We start from the raw sequence: 18,559 nt of genomic DNA on the forward strand, positions 1-18,559 counted from the left end.
GATGCGAGCAGTTCCGTAAGGCAACGCCGCGGGCCAGAAGACCCGCGGCGCGACCGTGAGAGCGGAGCTTACTTCGAGGCTTCGCTGTAGAGCTTCTCGACGTATTCCCAGTTCACCAGGTTCTCGATGAACGCCTTGAGGTAGTCGGGACGGCGATTGCGGTAGTCGATGTAATAGGAGTGCTCCCACACGTCGACGCCGAGGATCGGCTTGGCGCCGTGGACCAGCGGGTTCTCGCCGTTGGGGGTCTTCAGGATCGCGAGCTTGCCGTCCTTGACCGCAAGCCACGCCCAGCCCGAGCCGAACTGGCTGACACCCGCCTGAATGAAGTCCGCCTTGAACTTGTCGAAGCCGCCAAGATCCTCGTCGATCTTCGCGGCCAGGGCCGCCGGGGCCGCGCCGCCGCCATTGGGCTTCATCCAGTTCCAGAAATGGAGGTGGTTGAAGTGCTGGCCGGCATTGTTGAACAGCGGCTGGTTGGTGCCGTAGGACGCCGTGACGATCTCCTCGACGGTCTTGCCTTCGAGACCCGTGCCTTCGAGCAGCTTGTTGCCGGTATCGACATAGGCCTTGTGGTGCTTGTCGTGGTGGAACTCGAGGGTCTCCTTCGACATGTAGGGGCCGAGCGCGTCGTAGGCGTAGGGCAGTTCGGGCAGGGTGAAGGTCATCGGCAGGTCTCCCGGGTCTGGTGGCACAGGATGGCGGGTCTCGCTCCGAGGGATGCGAGGGTCGCGCCGTCATCCGGCCAACGCGTTCGTACCTAAGTCGCTCCTCCGCCAAGGGCAACGGGCGTCCGGTATCGAACGGTGAACGGGGATTTCTCCACGGATCGATTTTGCAAAACCCGGGCCGGGCCTTACTGTGCGCGCCGCACTTCCTACGTGCAGGCGTCATCTAGAGAGTTCCATGATCCTCGCGCTGTTCGCGCTCGCCGTCGTCATGATCGTCGGCGGCATTGCTTCCGTGGTCCAGGGCTTTCCCTATGTCAGGCTGGAAAGCGGATGGACGATGACCATCGCGGGCGCCGCCACGGCCTCGTCGGGCGCGCTCCTCCTCGGTCTTGCCGTGGTCGCCACCTACCTGAAGCGGCTGGAGCGGGTCCTGTTGGAGCAGGCCGCCGGCCTCGGCGCGGAGGGGGCCGTCCTGTCCGAGGGGCGGGGCCGCATCGACCCGACGGGGCTGGACGCCACCGACGCCGCGGAGGAGCCGGCACCGTCCGGGCGGCAGCGCCCCAGCGCGCTGGGGCTGTCTGAGCCGAGGCTCGTATCGCCACCTCATTTCACCGACGAGGCTTCGCCTCTCGGCAGCGACCCGGCATCGCCGCTCCTGCCGGATCTCCTGCCCGAACCGCCACCTCCTTCCGTCGAGGAAGCGCGAAAGGACCAGGTCCGCACGGGAGGGCCCGAGACGGAAGCCGATGCCGTGCCGGCGCGGCGGATCAAGCCGAACAAGCCGCCTCGGGCGGTGAAGCCGATGGCGATGGTCGATACGGTCATCCCAGCGCCGGAGCCCGCGCCCCCGGTCGTGGAAGCGCCCGCCGCCGTCGTGGTGCCTCCATCTCCGCCCCGCGAGGCCGATCGGGAGGAGCCCCTGGGCCTGCGGTCGTCGGTGGTCGACGAGCCGGAGCCCGTTGCGGAGCGTGCTTCACCCGAGGAGGTCGAACCGGCCGCCGGCCCCGCCAAGGCCGGTCTGACCGTGGTCGGCACCTACGCGTCCGGCGGCAACACTTACGTGATGTATTCCAACGGCTCTATCGAGGCGGATACGCCGCGTGGCCAGTTCACCTTCGACTCCCTGGATGAACTGAAGGCCTTCGTCGAGGCGGGCGGCGAAGACGGGGCTGCCCGCGGAGCGGCGTGACAGTCGGTCAGGCCAAGGGGTTCAGCCCCTCGGTCCGGGCGGGCAGCGGCGCCGTCATGGTCAGGCGAAACCCTTCGGGCGGGTAGCTCGCCGCGATGTCGGCGCGGACCTGGGCCGTGAGCACGCGCTGCAGCAGGCGTGAGCCGAAACCCTGGCGGGTCGGCGGCCGCACCGGCGGCCCATCGGATTCCGACCATTCGAGATGCAGCGTCTTGCCGCCTGCATCCTCCATGACGCTCCAGGTGATGGCGACCCGTCCCTCCTGCGTCGAGAGCGCGCCGTGTTTCGCCGCGTTGGTGGTCAATTCGTGGATCGCCATGCCGATCGGGACCGCGATCTCGGAGGCGAGGTCCACCGGCGGCCCGTCGAGTGCGATGCGCTTGGTACCCGGCCCGTCCGACGCACCGTCGCCATAGGGCCTGAGCTCGTTCTCGAGAAGGTTGCGCAGAGACGCGGTCTGCCAGGTATCCTCGGTAAGGACCGAATGGGTATGGGCCAGCGACATGATCCGCCCCACGAAAGCCTCGTAGAAGCTCTCGATGCTCGACGCGGTGCGGGCGGTCGAGCCGACGATGGCCTGGACGGTCGCCAGCGTGTTCTTCACCCGGTGGTGCAATTCACGGATCAGTAGCGCCTGCCGCTCCTCGGCGATCCTGCGTTCGGTGACGTCGGCGACGACGCCGATGAGGCGGCGGGGAAGGCGATGGGGGGCATCGCTCTCGAAGCGCCCGGCCATGTCGATGATGCGCCACGCGCCGTCATGCGCGCGCTGGATTCGGCCGCTGGCCTGCAGCGTGGAATCCTCACGCAAAGCCGTCGAGATCGCCTGGCGGAATGCGGGGCGGTCATCGGGGTGTAGAACGGTGCTGAGGAATTCGCGCTTGCCCAGAGCTCCCTCTTCGGGGTGTCGCCCGAAGATCGCGAACATGCGCTCGTTCTCCCAGACGGCTTGGTCGTCCAGCATGTGCCATTCGAAAATGCCGAGTTCGGCCAGCGACGTGGCGATACGCAGGCGCTCCTCGCTCTCGCGGAGGGCGTCGCGCGCCTCCACCCGCGTCGTCACATCCTGCAGTACGCCGACGACGATTCCGGACCGGCCGCCCACGGTACCGATCGCCTGCCCCCTGGCGCTGATCCGGATCTCGACGTCGTCGCCCGCCCGACGCAGGCGGGCTTCGATGGCGAAGGGAGTGCCGTCGCTCATCGCGGCGCGGACGGTCGTCTTCACTCTTTCCACTTCGGACGCGTCCATCAGCTCGGCGACCTGCGGCCAGGTCAGCGACGTGCCGGGCGGGAAGCCGAGGATATGGGCCGCGCGCCGCGACACCCTGAGGAGTCCGTCGGCCAGATCGATCCGCCATTCTCCGAGACCAGCGGCAGTGAGCGCGGCGCGATTTTCCTCCGAGCGCACGATCTCGTCGGCATCGACCCGTTCCACCACGAAGGTGCGGAAGACGCCCTCGTTCGTGGCTGACGATGGCCGGATGCGGACGTCGAGGGGGGTGCCGCTCTCGGTGGTCCAGCGCCGGATGCCGGTGGAGAGCAGGCCGGAATCGTCGCCCAACACACTGACGGGCCGGCCTGCCAGGTCTCCAGTCTCGTATCCCAGAAGGTTAGTCAGGAACCGGTTGGCATCGTAGATGCGATTCGTGGCGTGATCGACAATCACCAGGCCGATCCCGGCCTCCTCGAAGCCGCGCCGATATGGGTCGGCCGGGGAGCGCGCATCCCCAAGCACTGGCGATCCTCGATCAGATCCGCTGCCCACTCCGCACCCTCACTCGGCGGCGCCCCTGGACTCGTATGGGGCACAAGACTCGCTCCGGTAGCCCCGGATGCTCGTTGCCACGGTATCTGAAGACGCAACGCTCTGCGCCGCAAGGGCTTACGACGAAAAAGCTGTGCCGGAGCGCACCCGTCACCGGTGGCCGAATTTCGATCGCGCCCGAGCTCGGCGCGGCCGCATCGCTCCCGACCGATCAGCCGACGCGACGAAATTCCAGGTAGGTCGGGCCCCGGCCCGCCGCGATTGCCTTGGCTTCGTAGCGGGTGCCGGGCCATTCCGCGAAGGGGCGTTTCCAGTCGGTGGCGGCTTCGGCGGTCCAGCTGAGAGCGTCGCAACGCGCGGCGCGGACCAGGGTCCAGCCGGCATAATCGTCGATGTCGCTGGCGAAGCGGAAGACGCCGCCGGGCTTCAGGACCCGGGCAATCTCGGCCAGTGTCTCGTCCGAGACGAACCGCCGCTTGCGTTGGCGGCGCTTCGGCCAGGGATCGGGATAGAGCAGGTAGACGCGGGCGAGGCTCGCATCGGGAATGGCGGCGAGGAGCCGAGTGGCATCCTCGTCCCAGATCCGGACATTGCCGAGGTCGCCATCATCGACGGCCCGCAGCAGCTTGACGACGCCGTTGACGAAAGGCTCCGCGCCGATGATGCCGACCTGCGGGTAAAGCGCGGCCTGGGTGGCGAGATGCTCGCCGCCGCCGAACCCGATTTCCAGCCAGACCTCGTCGACCGGATCTGGAAAGAGCGCGGGCAGATCGAGCCTCGCGCCTGCTTTCAGCAACGCCACGCGCAGGCGCGGCAGCAGTTCGGCCAGCCGCTGCTCTTGTCCGGCACGCAGGCGCTTGCCTTTGCGCCGGCCGTAGAAGGCGCGGTCCGCGCCCTCGCTTCCGGCCCCGCCCTCGTCGGGCGGGAGATCATCCCGCCCGTACGTCACGGGTCAGGACAGGGCCGACTTGAGCTTGTCGGCGAGGTCGGTGCGCTCCCACGAGAAGCCGCCGTCATCCTCGGGCTTGCGGCCGAAATGGCCGTAGGCGGAAGTGCGGGCATAGATCGGCTTGTTGAGGCCGAGTGCGATGCGGATGCCGCGGGGCGAGAGGTCGAGAGCGTCCATCAGCACGGTCTCGAGCTTGGCCTCGTCCACAGTCCCAGTGCCGTGCAGGTCCACGTAGATCGAGAGAGGCTTGGCGACGCCGATGGCGTAGGCGAGCTGGATCGTGGCGCGAGTGGCGAGACCGGCGGCCACCACGTTCTTGGCGAGGTAGCGCGCGGCGTAGGCCGCCGAACGGTCGACCTTCGTCGGATCCTTGCCCGAGAAGGCGCCGCCGCCGTGCGGTGCCGCGCCGCCATAGGTGTCGACGATGATCTTGCGGCCGGTTAGGCCCGCATCCCCGTCGGGACCGCCGATGACGAACTTTCCGGTGGGATTGACGTGCCAGACGGTCTCTTCGCCGACCCAGCCCTGGGGCAGGGCCGCCAGGATGTAAGGCTCGACGATGTCGCGTACATCGGCGGAATCGAGGGTTTCGTCGAGATGCTGGGTGGAGAGTACGATCTGCGTGATCCCGACCGGGCGGCCGTTCTGGTAGCGCACCGTCACCTGGCTCTTGGCATCCGGGCCGAGCTTGGCCGCGTCACCCTGCTTCGCCTTGCGGGCGTCGGCGAGGTCCTTGAGGATCTTGTGGGCGTAGTAGATCGGCGCCGGCATCAGCTCGGGCGTCTCGTCCGAGGCGTAGCCGAACATGATGCCCTGGTCGCCGGCGCCCTCGTCCTTGTTGCCGGACGAATCCACGCCCTGCGCGATATCGGCGGACTGGGCGTGCAGATGGATCGCGATGTCGTTGTTCTTCCAGTGGAAGCCCGACTGCTCGTAGCCGATGTCCTTCACCGCTTCGCGGGTGAGGTGCTCCAGGTGCTCGAAGGTCACGGAATCCGGTCCGCGCACCTCGCCGGCGATGACGATGCGGTTGGTGGTGGCAAGGGTCTCGACCCCAAGGCGGGCCTCCGGCATCGCCGCCAGATAGGCATCGACGATGGTGTCCGAGATCCGGTCACAGACCTTGTCCGGATGGCCTTCGGAGACCGACTCGCTGGTGAACAGGTAGTTGGAACGCGGCATCTGGGCCCCCCGGTTTCGGGTTCGCCTCGGCAGCGTTAGACCCGGTATTCGGAACGGAGAGCTTCTGGCACTCCCACTTCGACCGGTCAAGACGACAAACCGAACGTATCCGCTAAAACGAACAAAACATACTTTAGATCAGCCGTTTAGTTTCTCGTCGAGGGCGTGGATCGCGGCAGCGAATTCCCGGCGGCTGGCATCGGAGAAATGCTCCGTCACGTGCTTGGCGACGACATCGACGAGGCCGACCCATTGGGCCTGCGGACCCTCCTGCCTCACGAAAGCCCGCTGCGGTGCCTCGCTCAACCCCTGAGCCGGAACATCGTCGCTGCGCTCCATGCCATCGAAGAAATATTCGATCGGCATACCGGTCATCCGGCTGAGAATCTCGAGATGGATCGCGCTGATGCGATTGATACCCTTCTCGTATTTTTGAAGCTGCGCTGCCGACATGCCGAAGCTCTGGGCGACGCGCTTCTGGGTCAGGGCCGATTTCTTCCTCTGCTCGGAAATGCGCAGGCCGACATGGACATCGCGTGCATCGGTCTTTTGTCCAGCCATGTCGGATCCCGTGCAGTCTCATGAATCCTGTCGCGAGCCGTGCACTTGGGCAGATCGTCGTCGCTCAGGGCGCTCGCAGCTACTGTTTCTTCCACGTTCGCAGGTTCAACCCAACCCGAAAAAGCACGGCGCGGTGTGCTATTCCGAGCCGTCACCTTGTCCAGGATATGGACGATACGTCGAGAATGGAGAGGTGGCGTCCCCGGCAGGTCTCGAACCTGCGACCCCAGGTTTCATCCCACTTCGGCTTCCGCCGCCGCTCCGTGCAGGAGCGTTCGTGGTCTGGACTATCCCTTCGCCATGGACCGGTGGGGATTGACCCGTCGCGATCTTTAGGCGCCGCCCGTCTAGTCTCTACACCTTCCCCGGATGAGTCCGGGGCTTGGCTCGGGATCGGCCGGGCCAGCACGCGTGCCAGCCTTGGGCGTTCCCCGAATTTGAGCGGATCCGCCGCGCGGTTTCCCATCGCGGCGCCCAATTGAAGTTTAGGAAACCTGTGCTCTGTCCAGCTGAGCTACGGAGACTCACCACGTGTTCCCCTAGCATCATCGGGCGGGTAGGCCAACCGGTACGGACGAGGGCAGCAGGCTAATCGCTCGAAGCGATAGGCCTGGCTTTACCCCTCGTCGCCGGCGGCCGGCTTCCGGCCGGTCCCCTCAGGCGACTTTGCGCCGGAGCCACCGGCGCGCCTTCTGCGCGCGGGCAAACCATTCCGGATGGCCCCGCAGCCAGATCTTCGAGGCTTCGGTTCCCGCGATCAGGCGCTTCACCAGATGGCCGCGCAGGGTCACGACCTCGAAGAGCTCGCTCAGATCCCGGGTCTGAACCCCGAAATCCGACTTGTAGGGCATCACGCCGACCGTGAAATCGAAATAGCCGAGTCCCTCGGCGCGGGCCCAGCGCAGGGTTTCCGCGACGATGTGGAGGCCCGGTGAGGTGTTGCGCCAGGCCTCCCCCGCCATGGTCAGGAGGATGCCATGGAAGGTGCCGCCATGGACGAGGCCGTAGGCGCAGGCGATCCATTCTCCGTCGACCGCCAATCCGAACAGGCGGACCGGTCCGCCGGTCAGGCCTCGATGCGCGCCGTCGCGGTAGAAGGCTTCGACATCGGGCCGGGAGAGAAGGTTGAACCGGCCTATCTCGGCGAAACGCGAGCGGCGCTGCTCGACCAGCGCATCGAAGATCCGGTCGACCTCGCCGGCGCTTCGCGCCTCCACGAAGGTGACGGCGCCGGCACGCTCCAGCCGGCGGCGCAGCTTGGCCATGTCCTTCAGGGTGCTGGGACGACACAGGCGCGACAGCAGCGTCTCGGCATCGCCCTCGATGGTGACGCCCGAGGCCTGCATGTCCATCCGGCGGTTGCCGGGCAGGGAGGCGAACGGGTTCGGCCGGCCATTCACATCGTCGGGGATCCGGCTGATCTGGATCAGGTCGGTCCGGGGAAGCACGTCCCGGATCGCCGTCCAGGCCTGGGGCATCTCGTCGGCGGAGAGGTCGATCCCGGGGGCGAGGATCGGCGCCGCATAGTCGCAGACGCCGAGATCGAGCCAGGTGATCGTCTGGTAGCCGCGATGGCGCAGACGTGCCAGGGGCACCAGCATGACCGGACGCCCGTTGGCGTCGGTCACCTCGACAATGATCGGCTCGGCCTTGGATTCGGTGCTCAGACGCTCCGCCACCGCCGTCGCCCAATCGAGACGCTGATAGGCCGTGGCAGTCCCGTCGGTCTCTAGCCGGCTCCAGAGATCGGCGACCGTCGCCATCGTCGTATGCAGGCGGGCGCTGTAGCGGCGGGCGGAGACAGGGAGCGTCGGTGCGGGACGTTCCGGGATCACGCTCATGACTGGGATGTCCTGGCTATCGTGGTATGGCGGACCGCTTCCGCCTGGGCGGCGGACATGCCGCGATGGATGGCGCGAGGGGCCCCGCCGAAAGAGTCGAGGGTCATCGCCCGGGCCTCGCTTCGAGATCGCCGCCGAGGCCGGGCTGCATCGGGTGACGGGCTGAGCTCCAGGGCTTCAGCATCCACAGGCAGCCCGCCAGGACCACGACTTCCGAACCCAGGACGCCGAAGAGCGACCAAGCCGGTTGAGCGATCAAGAGCAGGCCGATGACGGCGACGGCGCCGATTCCCACGCTCACGCCCGCGATGACCGCCAGGGGACGGAATTCCTGCATCGTCTCCATCAGCACCCTCATCGGCGCATGAATGAGGGAGACCGTGACGATGGCCCAGGCCGCCACCGCGATCAGCGTCATCGGCGCCGCCGTGAACTGGCCGGCAAACAGCTTGTGCTCGATGAGTTCGAGCGCCCAGAGGATGATCACGCCGTAGGCGATGCAGCCGAGCCCCAGCAGGCCGGAGCAGATGAAGGCGAAGCGGCGCGCGAGGGGGAAGTCGCCTCGGGCGAGATGGCCCGCCACCTCGGGCTGGACCATGTTGATGAGGGCGGATGCCGAGAGCCGCAGGGGTGAGAACAGCACGAAGGTGGCGGCCATCGGCGCATAGGCAGCCGGCCCCGCGATGGCGGCCACGAGAAGGCTCTGCCCCTGGCCCTGGACGTTGGCGGTGGTGACGTTGACCAGCGACCACGACAGGGTCGGGATCATCGCCCCGTAGCGGCGGCGCACCGAGCGGCCGAGGCTGAGCCGGATCGGCTCCCGTAGCAGCGCGAGCGATGCGACGATGCCGAGGCCGTTGGCGCAGGCCAGGGCGAACAGGGTCTCGTCGAGGCCGGGCGCGCCCTGGAAATGGATCATCGCCACGGTAAAGGCGGTGCCCGAGAGGGCGAAGACCACGTCTCCCAGCCCCGAGATCGCCGGCCGGTGCTTGGCGAAGAGCGCGAGGCGAAGATAGCTGCGCAGCGACCAGAGGCCGACGAAGAGGCTCCCCGCGAGGGCGTTGATGTCCGAAGTAGCCATCAGCGCCGCGCAGACCCCGGCCCCGATCGCCGCGGAGAGGATGACCGCCACCGTACCGAAGGTCACATCGAAACCACGCGCCGCGCGTCGTCCGGCGCGCGGCGGAATGGTGATGGTGGCCGGCACGCCTGCCAGCGACCGGATGTAGGTGAGCGCCAGTCCACCCACGAGAAAGAGAATGGCGAAGCGCCCGTAATCGTGCGGGCTCAGGCTTCGCGCGAGGACGATATTGATCCCGAAATGGAAGGCGCTCTGGGTGACTTCGCCCCCCAGCATGAGGATGAAGCGGCGCGCGAGGCGGTTCAGACCGTGCATGACGATTCAGCTCGCCGCGACGGCGCTGGCATCGGCGCCCGCGCGACCGCCGATGCGGGCACGGATCATCGCCACCAGCCCTTCCGCGGCGGCTTCCTCACCGAACAGGGCCGCGTAGCGGGCACGGGCGGCCGCCGGGAATTCCTGCCAGGAAGCCGGATCGGTGACGATGCGCTCCAGGGCGGAAGCCAGGCTCGGCGCATCGTCAGGCGTGACGACCCAGCCGCTTGACCCCTCCTCGACCACTTCCGTCAGCCCGCCGATGCGGGATACGACGGGCGGGCGGCCATAGGCCATGGCCTCGATCGCCACGCGGCCGAGGGATTCCGGCAGGCGCGACGGCACCGTCACCACGTCCGCCCAGCGATAGAGATCGGAAGGATCGTCGACGAAGGGGGAGAGGCGGATGATCGAGCCGAGACCCGCATCGGCGATCTGGCGGGCAAGCGCCTCTTCGCGCGCCGTATCCTCGAAGGCGCTGCCGACGATGCGGACCTCGATCCGCCCGCGCACCTCCGGTGGAAGGGAGTGGATCGCCTCGACCAGGATTTCCTGGCCCTTGATGCGGCTGATCCGGCCCAGCATCAGCAGGCGCAGGGGACGCGAGCCGTCATAGGTGGAGGCCGGTGGCGTCTCGGGCCCCGCGATACCGTTATAGACCACCCGCATGGCAACCTTGGAGGTCAGCGAGAAGGCCTTTGCGGTGGCGCGGGAGTTGAACACGATGTCGGCCCCGCTCCAGCGGATCAGCCCGCGCAGCAGCTTCAGGGTGGCGCCCTGCGGGATCTCGTGGACATGCACGATGGCACGACCCGGGCAGAGCCGGGCGGCGAGGAGATAATCCGCCACCACCGAGGTGTTGATATAGACGAGGTCGCTCGCGCGCAGCCGCCGCCAGGCGCGCAGCATCGCTACAGGAAGCGTCAGCAGGCCGAGGGTGGCGAGGCGCAGCAAGTCGCGGCGCCGGAGAATCCAGAGCGGCTCGAAGACGATCCGCGAGGCAACGCCTTCGAGGGCACCCACGATGGGGCCGGTGCGGGGCAGGACGACGTCGATGACGGCAGCCGGATAGGCCGCGCGGATGATCCGCACGCTCTCAACGAAGCTGCGGTCGGACCCATAGAGCTCGTATCCCTGGTGGACGCAGGTGATGCGCATGCCGACTCGACCTCAATCCCAACCTCAACTGCCCCAAGATGACATGCCACGATGTTTTCAATCGTTACCGAGCAAGAACCTCGCCCAGTGTAATCATGGCGCATGGTTGCCTGGAGATGATTCTCATGTCCCGTCTCGGGACCGTTGGGGGCTAAAGGAGACTCGGATGCCGTCGCACAAGCGCTCGCTGCTGATCCTGGGGACGCGTGGCATTCCCGCATCCCATGGCGGCTTTGAAACCTTCGCCGAGAAGCTCGCGCTCTTTCTCGTGAAGCGTGGCTGGCACGTGGCGGTCTATTGCCAGGACGAGGTCGAGGCGGTGACGGAGCGTTTCCGCACGACCACTTGGCAGGGCGTCGAGCTCATCCATGTGGCCGTCTCCACCAGCGGCCCGCGGGCGACCCTGGATTTCGACTGGCACTGCGTGCGCGACGCCGCCAGGCGGGGCGGCGTCAGCCTCGTCCTCGGCTATAACGGGGCGGTCTTCCTGCCGTATCTGCGCTTCTCCGGCGCGAAGATCATCACCAATATGGACGGCATCGAGTGGAAGCGGCCGAAATGGTCCATGGCGGTGCGCGCCTGGTTCTGGACCAATGAATGGATCGCCGCCTGGGCTTCGCACCGCCTCGTGGCGGACCACCCCGCCATCGCCGACCATGTGGCCACGCGCCGTCCGCGATCCGCCATCGCCACCATCCCGTATGGCGGCGATCCGATCTCGGCGGCGCCGACCGGGCCCATCGAGGCCATGGGCCTGAAGCCGGGGCGGTACATGACCTCGATCGCCCGGATCGAGCCCGACAACAACATCCTCACCATGGTCGATGCCTTCTCGCGCAAGGTGCGGGGCATGCGGCTCGTGGTCCTCGGCACGCTCTCCGACAGCAATCCCTATCACCGCGCGGTGAGGGAGGCGGCCAGCGACGAGGTCCTCTTTCCCGGCGCCATCTATGAATCCGAGACGATCAGATCCCTGCGCTTCCATGCGCGGGCCTATCTGCACGGGCATACGGTGGGCGGCACCAACCCGTCCCTGGTGGAGGCTCTGTGGGCAGGCAACGCCGTGATCGCCCATGACAATCCGTTCAACCGGGGGACGGCGGGCGAGGAGCAATTCTACTTCGCCGATGCGGATGCCTGCGAGCGGCACATCGAAACCCTGATCGCGGACGACGGCGCGGCGAGAAGGGCGGGTGTCGCCTCGCTCGCCCGTGCCGCCGACCGTTTCGAATGGTCGGAGATCCTGAAGCAGTACGAGGAAGAGGCCATGGCGCTCGGAGGCTTCGCCGCACCGGCGGGCCAGGAGTCGAAGCACTCCGGCACCTCGTCCGCCCATCTCCCTCCGGCCCCTAGGCCGATGGAGGTGGGAGGCCAGAGCCGAGATCGCGCTTCGTGAGGCCGGCGCCCACACGCAGGGCGATCCTCGCGGCCGCGGCATGGACGGCGGCACGGGTCCCGGCCGCCGCCGCCCCGCCGCCGCTCCGCCTGAGGCGCGGCGTCAACACCTGGCCCTGGTTCTCCCTGACGCGGGAATTTCCGGCCCCGCGCACGGATTACGGGACGCCTCCGTTCCAAGAGGGCCGGCCCGTCCCGACCGGACGCGACCTCGCCCGTCTGCGAGCGGCCGGGTTCGACTTCCTGCGCCTGCCCGTCGATCCCGGCCCCTTCGCCGCAGCCGCGCCGGAGGAGCGCGAGCATCTCATGGCCGAGCTCAGGGCCGCAGTGGAAGCGGCGTTGCGCGCGGATCTCGCGGTCCTGGTCAATGTCCAGGCCAACGGTGCGACCCATCACTGGAACCCTCAGAATTTCTACGGTGATCCCGGCGCGCCGCTCTTTCCCGCCTATCGCCGCTTCGTCTCCGACCTCGCCCGCATGCTGGAGCGGATCGCCCCGGAGCGGCTGGCGCTGGAGCCCGTCAACGAGCCGCCTCAGGATTGCGGCGCGGCATCGTGGCTGACGATCCAGGACGATCTCCTCGGCGAGGCTCGCCGGGTCGCCCCGCGCCTGACCCTGGTGGCCTGCGGCGCCTGCGGCAGCATGATCACCGGGCTCACCGCCCTCGACCCCGCGCCGCTGGCCCGCTTCGCGCCGCTCCTGTTCACCTTCCACTATTACGAGCCCTACCTGTTCAGCCATCAGGGGGCGCCCTGGATGCGGGAGCCGGTCTACCGCGCGCTCAACGCGGTGCCGTGGCCCGCCTCCGCCGGCAGTCTCGAGGCGACGCTCACCGCCGTGCGGACCCGGATGGCCGGTGATGCCGGCCTGTCGGCAGAGGTTAAGCGCGACGCCTACGCCCTGACCGAGGCCAAGCTCGGCGAGTACTTCGCCGCCCAGCCGGACAAACGATACCTCGCCCGCCACCTCGCCATGGTGGGGGAATGGGCCCGCCGCCACGGCATAGCGCCAGCGAATATCGTCCTCGGAGAGTTCGGCGCCCTGCGCAGCGATGCGCGCTACGTCGCCGCTCAAGCGGACGACCGGGCGCGCTACGTCCGCGCCGTGCGGGAGGCAGCCGAGGCCGAGGGCTTCCCCTGGGCGTTCTGGAACCTGTTCGACGGGATGGGGCTGATGGACGATGCCAGCAAGCGCTTCGATCCGGCCATCGTCACCGCCCTCGGTCTACGCGTTCCGGCGGACGATCGCTGACCGCGTGGAACAGGCCGAGGAGAAGGATGGCGAATTTGGCCAGGAGCGTGGTCTTGCCGCCGATCCCTTCGAACGTGTTCACCAGGATGACGAAGGCGATCACGGGCAGGAACGTGCCGGTGCGGCAATGCCGAACCAGTTCCATCATGTAGAGCGTCACCGCGGCAGTGAGCAGGACCGTCATGAAGATGCCCTGGTAGACGAGGGTTCGGACGATGGGGTTCTCGATGCCCCATTCGAGCCCGCTCACGCGCCGTAGCGAATCCACGAGACTCATATCCGGCCCGACCAGCAATTCGCGAAACGGAATGCTGGCGACGAGGTCGAGCATCTCCACGCGGGCATTGGCGCTTCCGCCATCCGCCATGAACCGGCTGAGCAGCGCGTCGAAGAACCCGCCGGCAGCGAGGCCGCCGATGCCGAGGGGCACGAGGGTGAACAGGAAGATCCCCGCCGCTGCCGCCAGGAGCGGAATCCGGCCCGCGCTCAGCACCTTGTGCAGGGCGAAGAGACCGTAGCCGCCGCCGAAGATCAACGTGACCACCATGGCCGAGCGCCCGCCGAAGGCGACGAGGGCGGCGAGTTGCAGCCCGATCATCGCGAGGCGTTGTGGAACCGTCATGCGTCCGCCTCCCCCGATGAGGGCGAGGACATAGCAGGCTGTGAGGGTGGCGTTGCCGAGGGGGTGCCCCTGAAGTGCTGCCGAGCGCGTATCCGTGGCGAAGACCTGACCGTCCAACCGATAGGGAAAGAACAGGGTCTTCGTCGCGAATTCGGTGAGTCCGAGCAGGGCGTTGACGAGCATCACCGCATGCACCGTCAGTTCGAGGCGTCTCCAGGTCAGCGCGTCGCGATCGGCCAGCAGCACGGCGAAGAGGCCGGGGAGCAGGAATGTGTCCAGCGCTCCCGCCATGCCGGGCCCGCTACGCAGGACGATGTGCAGGAAAAGCCCAATGCTGCAGACGGCGAGCAGCATCCCCGCCGGCCGAACCTGCACGGCATAGACGAGGTAGCTCGCCGGGTTGCCCGACTTCAGCGCGGCCCAACCGAACAAGACGAGGACCAAATAGGTCGAGGGGTGGATCTTCTGCGGGGCCGCACCCGTGAGCCCGTCGTAATTGATGCCGACATTCCACAGCATGCCGCCCGATACGCCGAGGATCAGCACGGTGAGGGCGATCAGGCCGAACGGCATCGGGCTGCGCGACACCGCTCCGGTCTCCCTCCACGGTCGAGCCGGGTAATGGACCGCGCTCCTCATGCTCAGCCCGTCACGCCGCCGCAGCGTAGCGGTCGACGAAGAGGCTGCCCGAGACCGGACGGCCCAGCACTTCCGAGACGTCGAGGATGTCGAGGAGGTCGCGCTGACGCGTGGCGCCGTTCTTCGCCACGATCAGCAACCGGTCGCTGGCCGAGGCCAGGGGCCCGATACGCAGATTTCCGGTGAGCACGCCGCCATCGATGAGAATGAGGTCGAAGCTCGATTTGGCAGCCGCGAGGAACTGCTCGATATTGGCCCGGCTCAGAGCCTCGCGCGAGGCCCTGGCGGTATCGCCGATGCCGATCCGCGCGGCACCACTCTCGGGATCCGACTTGGCCGCTGCCGCCATCCCGGCCTCGCCGCGCAGGACCTCGATGAGGCCGGGGCCGTAGGCCTTCTGCTCCGGCGTCGCTTCGAGATCCGCATCCACGAGGAGCACCCGCTCGCCGCGCGCCGTCGCCACGGCCGCGAGCAGGTGAAGTGTCGAGCGCCGGTCCGCCGCATCGGAGGCCGCCGAGGTGACGAGCACGCTCAACGCCTGGCCCGGCGGGTGGATCTGGCCGCGCACGCTGGACAGCCGGTCGAGGGTCAGGCTTGCGGCGACGCTGGCCGGACGCTCGCTTCCCGCCTTGAACTCCGGATAGGTGGCGACCACGGACGTGTGCGAGAGCCGTTCCATCTGGCGCCGGGAAAGGACGGTGGGGTCGAGATACTCGCGCACGAAGGCGAGGCCGGCCCCTAGGCCGAGGCCGCTGACGAGCCCGCCGACGAACAGGAGGAGGCGCAGGGGCCAGCTCCGCTCGGCGGGCGGACGGGCCCAGCTGATGACGCGGGCATTGGTGGTGTCGATGCCGGTCTGTTCCTGGATCTCGCGCGAACGGCTGAGGAAGTTGCCGTAGACGGCCCGGCTGGTATCCACCTCGCGTTCGAGTTCACGCAGGCGCACGGAGGCTTCGCCGGTGACGATGGAGCCCCGCTTCAACTCGTCGAGATTCGAGGTCAGCGCTTTCTCATTGGCGACGGCGCGCTGGTAATCCGTCTCGGCCGAGCGGGCGATGCGGCTCAGCTCCGTCTCGGTCAGGCGCTTGACGTCCTGCATCTGGGTCCGCACCGACTCGATGAAGGGGTGACGGTTGCCGAGCTGGGTGCGAAGATCCGCTTCCTTGCTCGCGAGCTCCGCATATTGGCTGCGCAGCCGCTCGATCACCGCGGACTGGATCGCTTCCGGGGCTGTGTCCGGTCCGAACGCGGTACCGCGCGCATCCTTGATCTGCTGCAGCCGGGTGCGCGCCTCCGCCGTGCGGGCGCGGGCGGCGACGATGCGGTTGTTGCTCTCGGCCAATTGCTGTTCGCTGATGAGCTGGCCGCTCGCCGTGATCAACCCGTTCTCGGCCTTGAACTTCTCGACCTTGTTCTCGGCGACGTTCACGCGCTTGCGCAGGTCGTCGAGGCGCGCGCCCAATTCGGCCGAGGCCCGCGCGGCCGCATCCGCACGGGAGGAGGTCTGGTCCTTGAGGTAGGCGCTGGCGATGGCGTTGACGATCCGGGCGGCTTTGTCCGGGTTGCCGGCGGTGACGACGACATCCACCACGAAGACCTTGTCGGCGCGCTTCACCGATAGCTTGCGCCGCAGGGCGCGGACGGCCCGGGCCTCGGCGGCGGCATCGGTGCTCGGGGCGGAACTTTCGCCCTGGAGGGTGCGCAGGGTCCAGCTGATGAAGCCGCTGCCGACGCCGCCGAAATCCGGGTCATCGAGCAATCCGGCCTCGCGGGCCGCCCGGGTCAGGACCGAATCGGATTCGATCACGCGCGCCTGGCTCTCGACCTGGATGACGCCGCCATCCGGCGCCATCGCCACCGGATTGACGTCGTTGGTGACGATCTGCTTGTCGCGCGGGTCGATCAGAATCTGGGCGGTGGCCGCATAGAGCGGCGGCGCAAGGAAGCCGTAGGCCACCGCGATGAAGGTGAGCAGAGCGGCGGTTCCGAGCACCCAAGCCCGGCGCACGTACAGAATGCGCCAGAGATCCCCGATCTCGGCGCTCTTGTCGGGCTCGGACGCGGGTGGCCGGTCGATACTCGATCGACCGATCCAATCCGCCGCCGCGATGTGTCTGTCCATCTGTGCCATCGGATGCTCGGGCCGTGACCGGGATACAGCCCGTCCTTCAGATATAGGCATGATCTGATTTTACTGACGATTCACCAACACCTGGGGATTTCACCGATCTTCGCCCGTTCCCTCCAATATATGGTTAGTGAAACATTAACATCTCTCCCCCGCGGCCCCTTCGCGCCGATGGCGGTGAAGGGTTTCTCAATCGTGATGCCGTAACCTGGCAGAATGAGGAAACGTCCAGGGTCGGACCGATCCCACCGGCCCACGGCCATCGGCCTCGGCTTTCGACTGTCTGGGGATCGACGATGCGTCTGCGACTGAGGCTGGATGGACGCGCCCCCCGCCGGTGGCATCTCTGCCTTTTGCAACGGCTCGCAGCACTTCCCGGACTCGAGGTGGAGGTCGACCGCTCGCCAGGGCCTGGGGGCCTGCCGGACAACGCCGCGCTGCTGTTCCGCCTCGAAGCCCTGCTGAACCGGCTGTCACTCGGCGGTCTGTCCGCCCCCGTTCCGGGGAGCGCATTGGCTGCTTATCCCGAACCCACGGCGGCTGCGTCCTGCATCCTCGATCTCTGCGGCGATGCGGAGGGCGGCCCGGACCTTCCGGTCTGGCGCCTCGGCTTCGACGGGGTGGCGGGCGAGGGCGCGCTTCTCGCCGCGCTTCTCGCCGGCCGCTCTCCCGTCGCGGCCCTCTCCACGGATGGCAGGATCATCGCCTCCGGGCGCTTCGGCGCCGAGGATCGCGGCACCATGCTCACTGCGTTCGAGGATGGGCTGATCCGCAGCATGACGCTCATCGTCGGCGCGCTGTCGGGCGCCCGGCCGCTTCTCCGGGACGGCGTCCCAGTGTCGCCCGAGGCTCCCGCCCTGACCGTGAAGACGATCGGCACCCGCGCCGCGAAAATGGCGGCGCGGCTCGTCGTCCGGCGTCTCTATTACCTCTGCTACCGCGCCCCGCACTGGCGCGTCGGCTGGCGCAGGTTGGCCGGCCCCGATCTCATCGATCTGCGCGCCCTTCCTTCATCGGGCTGGCGTGACCTGGCGGATGACGGCCTGCGCTTCTACGCCGATCCCTTCGGGATCGAGCACGAGGGCCGCACGATCCTCTTCGTCGAGGATTTCCCGCACGCGACGGGCAAGGCGCTGATCTCGGCGGTGGCCTTCGATGCGAACGGCCCGGTCGGAACGCCGGTCCCGGTGCTGGAGGAGCCGCATCACCTGTCCTACCCGTTCGTGTTCGAGCGCGAGGGGGCATTCTGGATGATCCCGGAGAGCTGCGCCAACGGCACGGTCGACCTCTACCGCGCGACTGCCTTTCCCGGCGGATGGGTCAAGGAAGCGACGCTGATCAGCGGCATCACCGTCAGCGATCCGACCCTGCTGGAGCGGGACGGCCGCTGGTGGATGTTCGCAACGGTGCGCGATCAGGCCGGCGATGTGGGAGGCGGCCCGGTCCTCGGCTCCTACCACGACAGCCTGCATCTCTGGTCTGCCCCGGATTTCCGTGGGCCCTGGACGCCGCACGCGCACAACCCGGTCCTCATCGATATCGCCTCGGCGCGGCCGGCGGGACGCATCGTCGAGCGGGATGGCGCCCTGATCCGCCCGGTCCAGGATTGCCGCCTGGGTTATGGCGAGGCCCTGGCGCTCGCACGGATCGACCGCCTCGACGACGAGGGTTACGCGCAGACCGTGGAGACGATCCTGCGGTCGGGCCCGCTCTTTCCCGGTACGCGTCTCCACACCCTCAACCGCACCTCGACCTTCGAATTCATCGACGGCTCGGCCCGCTCCCCCCGTTGGCGCAGGGGGCGATAGC

14 protein-coding genes are annotated in these 18,559 nt (G+C 67.8%); 4 read left to right on the forward strand and 10 right to left on the reverse strand.

Translation table 11 applies throughout. The annotated features are described in order from the left end of the window. Positions 1 to 68 precede the first annotated feature (68 nt). Positions 69 to 668, reverse strand: a complete 600-nt coding sequence (locus AC0IXR_RS01280) for a superoxide dismutase (RefSeq protein WP_471759468.1) — start codon at positions 666 to 668, stop codon at positions 69 to 71. Between the two features lie 238 nt (positions 669 to 906). Here AC0IXR_RS01280 and AC0IXR_RS01285 point away from each other — a divergent pair, with 238 nt between their 5' ends. Beyond that, positions 907 to 1,860: a hypothetical protein gene (locus AC0IXR_RS01285; protein WP_471759469.1), complete on the forward strand. Its 954-nt coding sequence runs from the start codon at positions 907 to 909 to the stop codon at positions 1,858 to 1,860. A gap of 7 nt (positions 1,861 to 1,867) precedes the next feature. On the opposite strand, the gene AC0IXR_RS01290 is transcribed toward AC0IXR_RS01285, so the two are convergent. The 7 genes from AC0IXR_RS01290 to AC0IXR_RS01320 form a co-directional block, all read right to left on the reverse strand. Beyond that, positions 1,868 to 3,628, reverse strand: a complete 1,761-nt coding sequence (locus AC0IXR_RS01290) for a sensor histidine kinase (RefSeq protein ID WP_471759470.1) — start codon at positions 3,626 to 3,628, stop codon at positions 1,868 to 1,870. Positions 3,629 to 3,839: 211 nt separating this feature from the next. Next, a complete protein-coding gene (gene trmB, locus AC0IXR_RS01295) occupies positions 3,840 to 4,577 on the reverse strand; it encodes a tRNA (guanine(46)-N(7))-methyltransferase TrmB (protein ID WP_471759471.1) in 738 nt (245 codons plus the stop codon). A 3-nt stretch (positions 4,578 to 4,580) separates the two neighbouring features. Continuing rightward, positions 4,581 to 5,759, reverse strand: a complete 1,179-nt coding sequence (gene metK / locus AC0IXR_RS01300; RefSeq protein ID WP_311275885.1) for a methionine adenosyltransferase — start codon at positions 5,757 to 5,759, stop codon at positions 4,581 to 4,583. A 138-nt stretch (positions 5,760 to 5,897) separates the two neighbouring features. Beyond that, on the reverse strand, positions 5,898 to 6,320 hold the full coding sequence (locus AC0IXR_RS01305) for a helix-turn-helix domain-containing protein (protein ID WP_056454015.1): 423 nt from the start codon (positions 6,318 to 6,320) through the stop codon (positions 5,898 to 5,900). Positions 6,321 to 6,976: 656 nt separating this feature from the next. Further along, the gene (locus AC0IXR_RS01310) at positions 6,977 to 8,161 is read right to left on the reverse strand and encodes a GNAT family N-acetyltransferase (RefSeq protein ID WP_471759472.1); all 1,185 of its coding nucleotides are present in this window, start codon (positions 8,159 to 8,161) and stop codon (positions 6,977 to 6,979) included. A gap of 103 nt (positions 8,162 to 8,264) precedes the next feature. Next, positions 8,265 to 9,557, reverse strand: a complete 1,293-nt coding sequence (locus AC0IXR_RS01315; protein ID WP_311275884.1) for an MATE family efflux transporter — start codon at positions 9,555 to 9,557, stop codon at positions 8,265 to 8,267. A 6-nt stretch (positions 9,558 to 9,563) separates the two neighbouring features. Continuing rightward, on the reverse strand, positions 9,564 to 10,715 hold the full coding sequence (locus tag AC0IXR_RS01320; protein WP_471759473.1) for a glycosyltransferase: 1,152 nt from the start codon (positions 10,713 to 10,715) through the stop codon (positions 9,564 to 9,566). A 166-nt stretch (positions 10,716 to 10,881) separates the two neighbouring features. On the opposite strand from AC0IXR_RS01320, the gene AC0IXR_RS01325 reads away from it, so the two are divergent. Next, positions 10,882 to 12,111, forward strand: coding sequence for a DUF1972 domain-containing protein (locus AC0IXR_RS01325; protein WP_471759474.1), 1,230 nt, complete (start codon positions 10,882 to 10,884; stop codon positions 12,109 to 12,111). Beyond that, positions 12,108 to 13,361 carry a glycoside hydrolase family 5 protein gene (locus tag AC0IXR_RS01330; RefSeq protein WP_471759475.1) on the forward strand — a complete coding sequence of 418 codons (1,254 nt, stop codon included), beginning with the start codon at positions 12,108 to 12,110 and terminating at the stop codon, positions 13,359 to 13,361. Before AC0IXR_RS01325 ends, AC0IXR_RS01330 begins: the two co-directional genes overlap by 4 nt. Here the strand turns inward: AC0IXR_RS01330 and AC0IXR_RS01335 are convergent. Then, entirely contained in the window at positions 13,321 to 14,556 is a 1,236-nt protein-coding gene (locus AC0IXR_RS01335) for a VpsF family polysaccharide biosynthesis protein (RefSeq protein ID WP_471760213.1), read from the reverse strand. The genes AC0IXR_RS01330 and AC0IXR_RS01335 overlap by 41 nt on opposite strands. Positions 14,557 to 14,632: 76 nt before the next feature. Then, positions 14,633 to 16,744 carry a GumC family protein gene (locus AC0IXR_RS01340; RefSeq protein ID WP_461235127.1) on the reverse strand — a complete coding sequence of 704 codons (2,112 nt, stop codon included), beginning with the start codon at positions 16,742 to 16,744 and terminating at the stop codon, positions 14,633 to 14,635. A gap of 302 nt (positions 16,745 to 17,046) precedes the next feature. Between AC0IXR_RS01340 and AC0IXR_RS01345 the strand changes: the two genes are divergently transcribed. Further along, complete coding sequence (locus AC0IXR_RS01345; protein ID WP_471759476.1) at positions 17,047 to 18,558, forward strand: glucosamine inositolphosphorylceramide transferase family protein; 1,512 nt, start codon at positions 17,047 to 17,049, stop codon at positions 18,556 to 18,558. Position 18,559: the final 1 nt, after the last annotated feature.

It is taken from the genome of Methylobacterium sp. AC832 (assembly GCF_979256025.1).

Bases quoted from the DNA above. Each gene is read 5' to 3' on its own strand.
- AC0IXR_RS01345 (WP_471759476.1), top strand. From the start codon at position 17,047: ATGCGTCTGCGACTGAGGCTGGATGGACGCGCCCCCCGCCGGTGGCAT.
- AC0IXR_RS01285 (WP_471759469.1), top strand. From the start codon at position 907: ATGATCCTCGCGCTGTTCGCGCTCGCCGTCGTCATGATCGTCGGCGGC.
- AC0IXR_RS01315 (WP_311275884.1), bottom strand. From the start codon at position 9,557: ATGCACGGTCTGAACCGCCTCGCGCGCCGCTTCATCCTCATGCTGGGG.
- AC0IXR_RS01310 (WP_471759472.1), bottom strand. From the start codon at position 8,161: ATGAGCGTGATCCCGGAACGTCCCGCACCGACGCTCCCTGTCTCCGCC.
- AC0IXR_RS01325 (WP_471759474.1), top strand. From the start codon at position 10,882: ATGCCGTCGCACAAGCGCTCGCTGCTGATCCTGGGGACGCGTGGCATT.
- AC0IXR_RS01340 (WP_461235127.1), bottom strand. From the start codon at position 16,744: ATGGACAGACACATCGCGGCGGCGGATTGGATCGGTCGATCGAGTATC.
- AC0IXR_RS01280 (WP_471759468.1), bottom strand. From the start codon at position 668: ATGACCTTCACCCTGCCCGAACTGCCCTACGCCTACGACGCGCTCGGC.
- AC0IXR_RS01335 (WP_471760213.1), bottom strand. From the start codon at position 14,556: ATGCCGTTCGGCCTGATCGCCCTCACCGTGCTGATCCTCGGCGTATCG.
- AC0IXR_RS01320 (WP_471759473.1), bottom strand. From the start codon at position 10,715: ATGCGCATCACCTGCGTCCACCAGGGATACGAGCTCTATGGGTCCGAC.
- AC0IXR_RS01305 (WP_056454015.1), bottom strand. From the start codon at position 6,320: ATGGCTGGACAAAAGACCGATGCACGCGATGTCCATGTCGGCCTGCGC.
- metK (WP_311275885.1), bottom strand. From the start codon at position 5,759: ATGCCGCGTTCCAACTACCTGTTCACCAGCGAGTCGGTCTCCGAAGGC.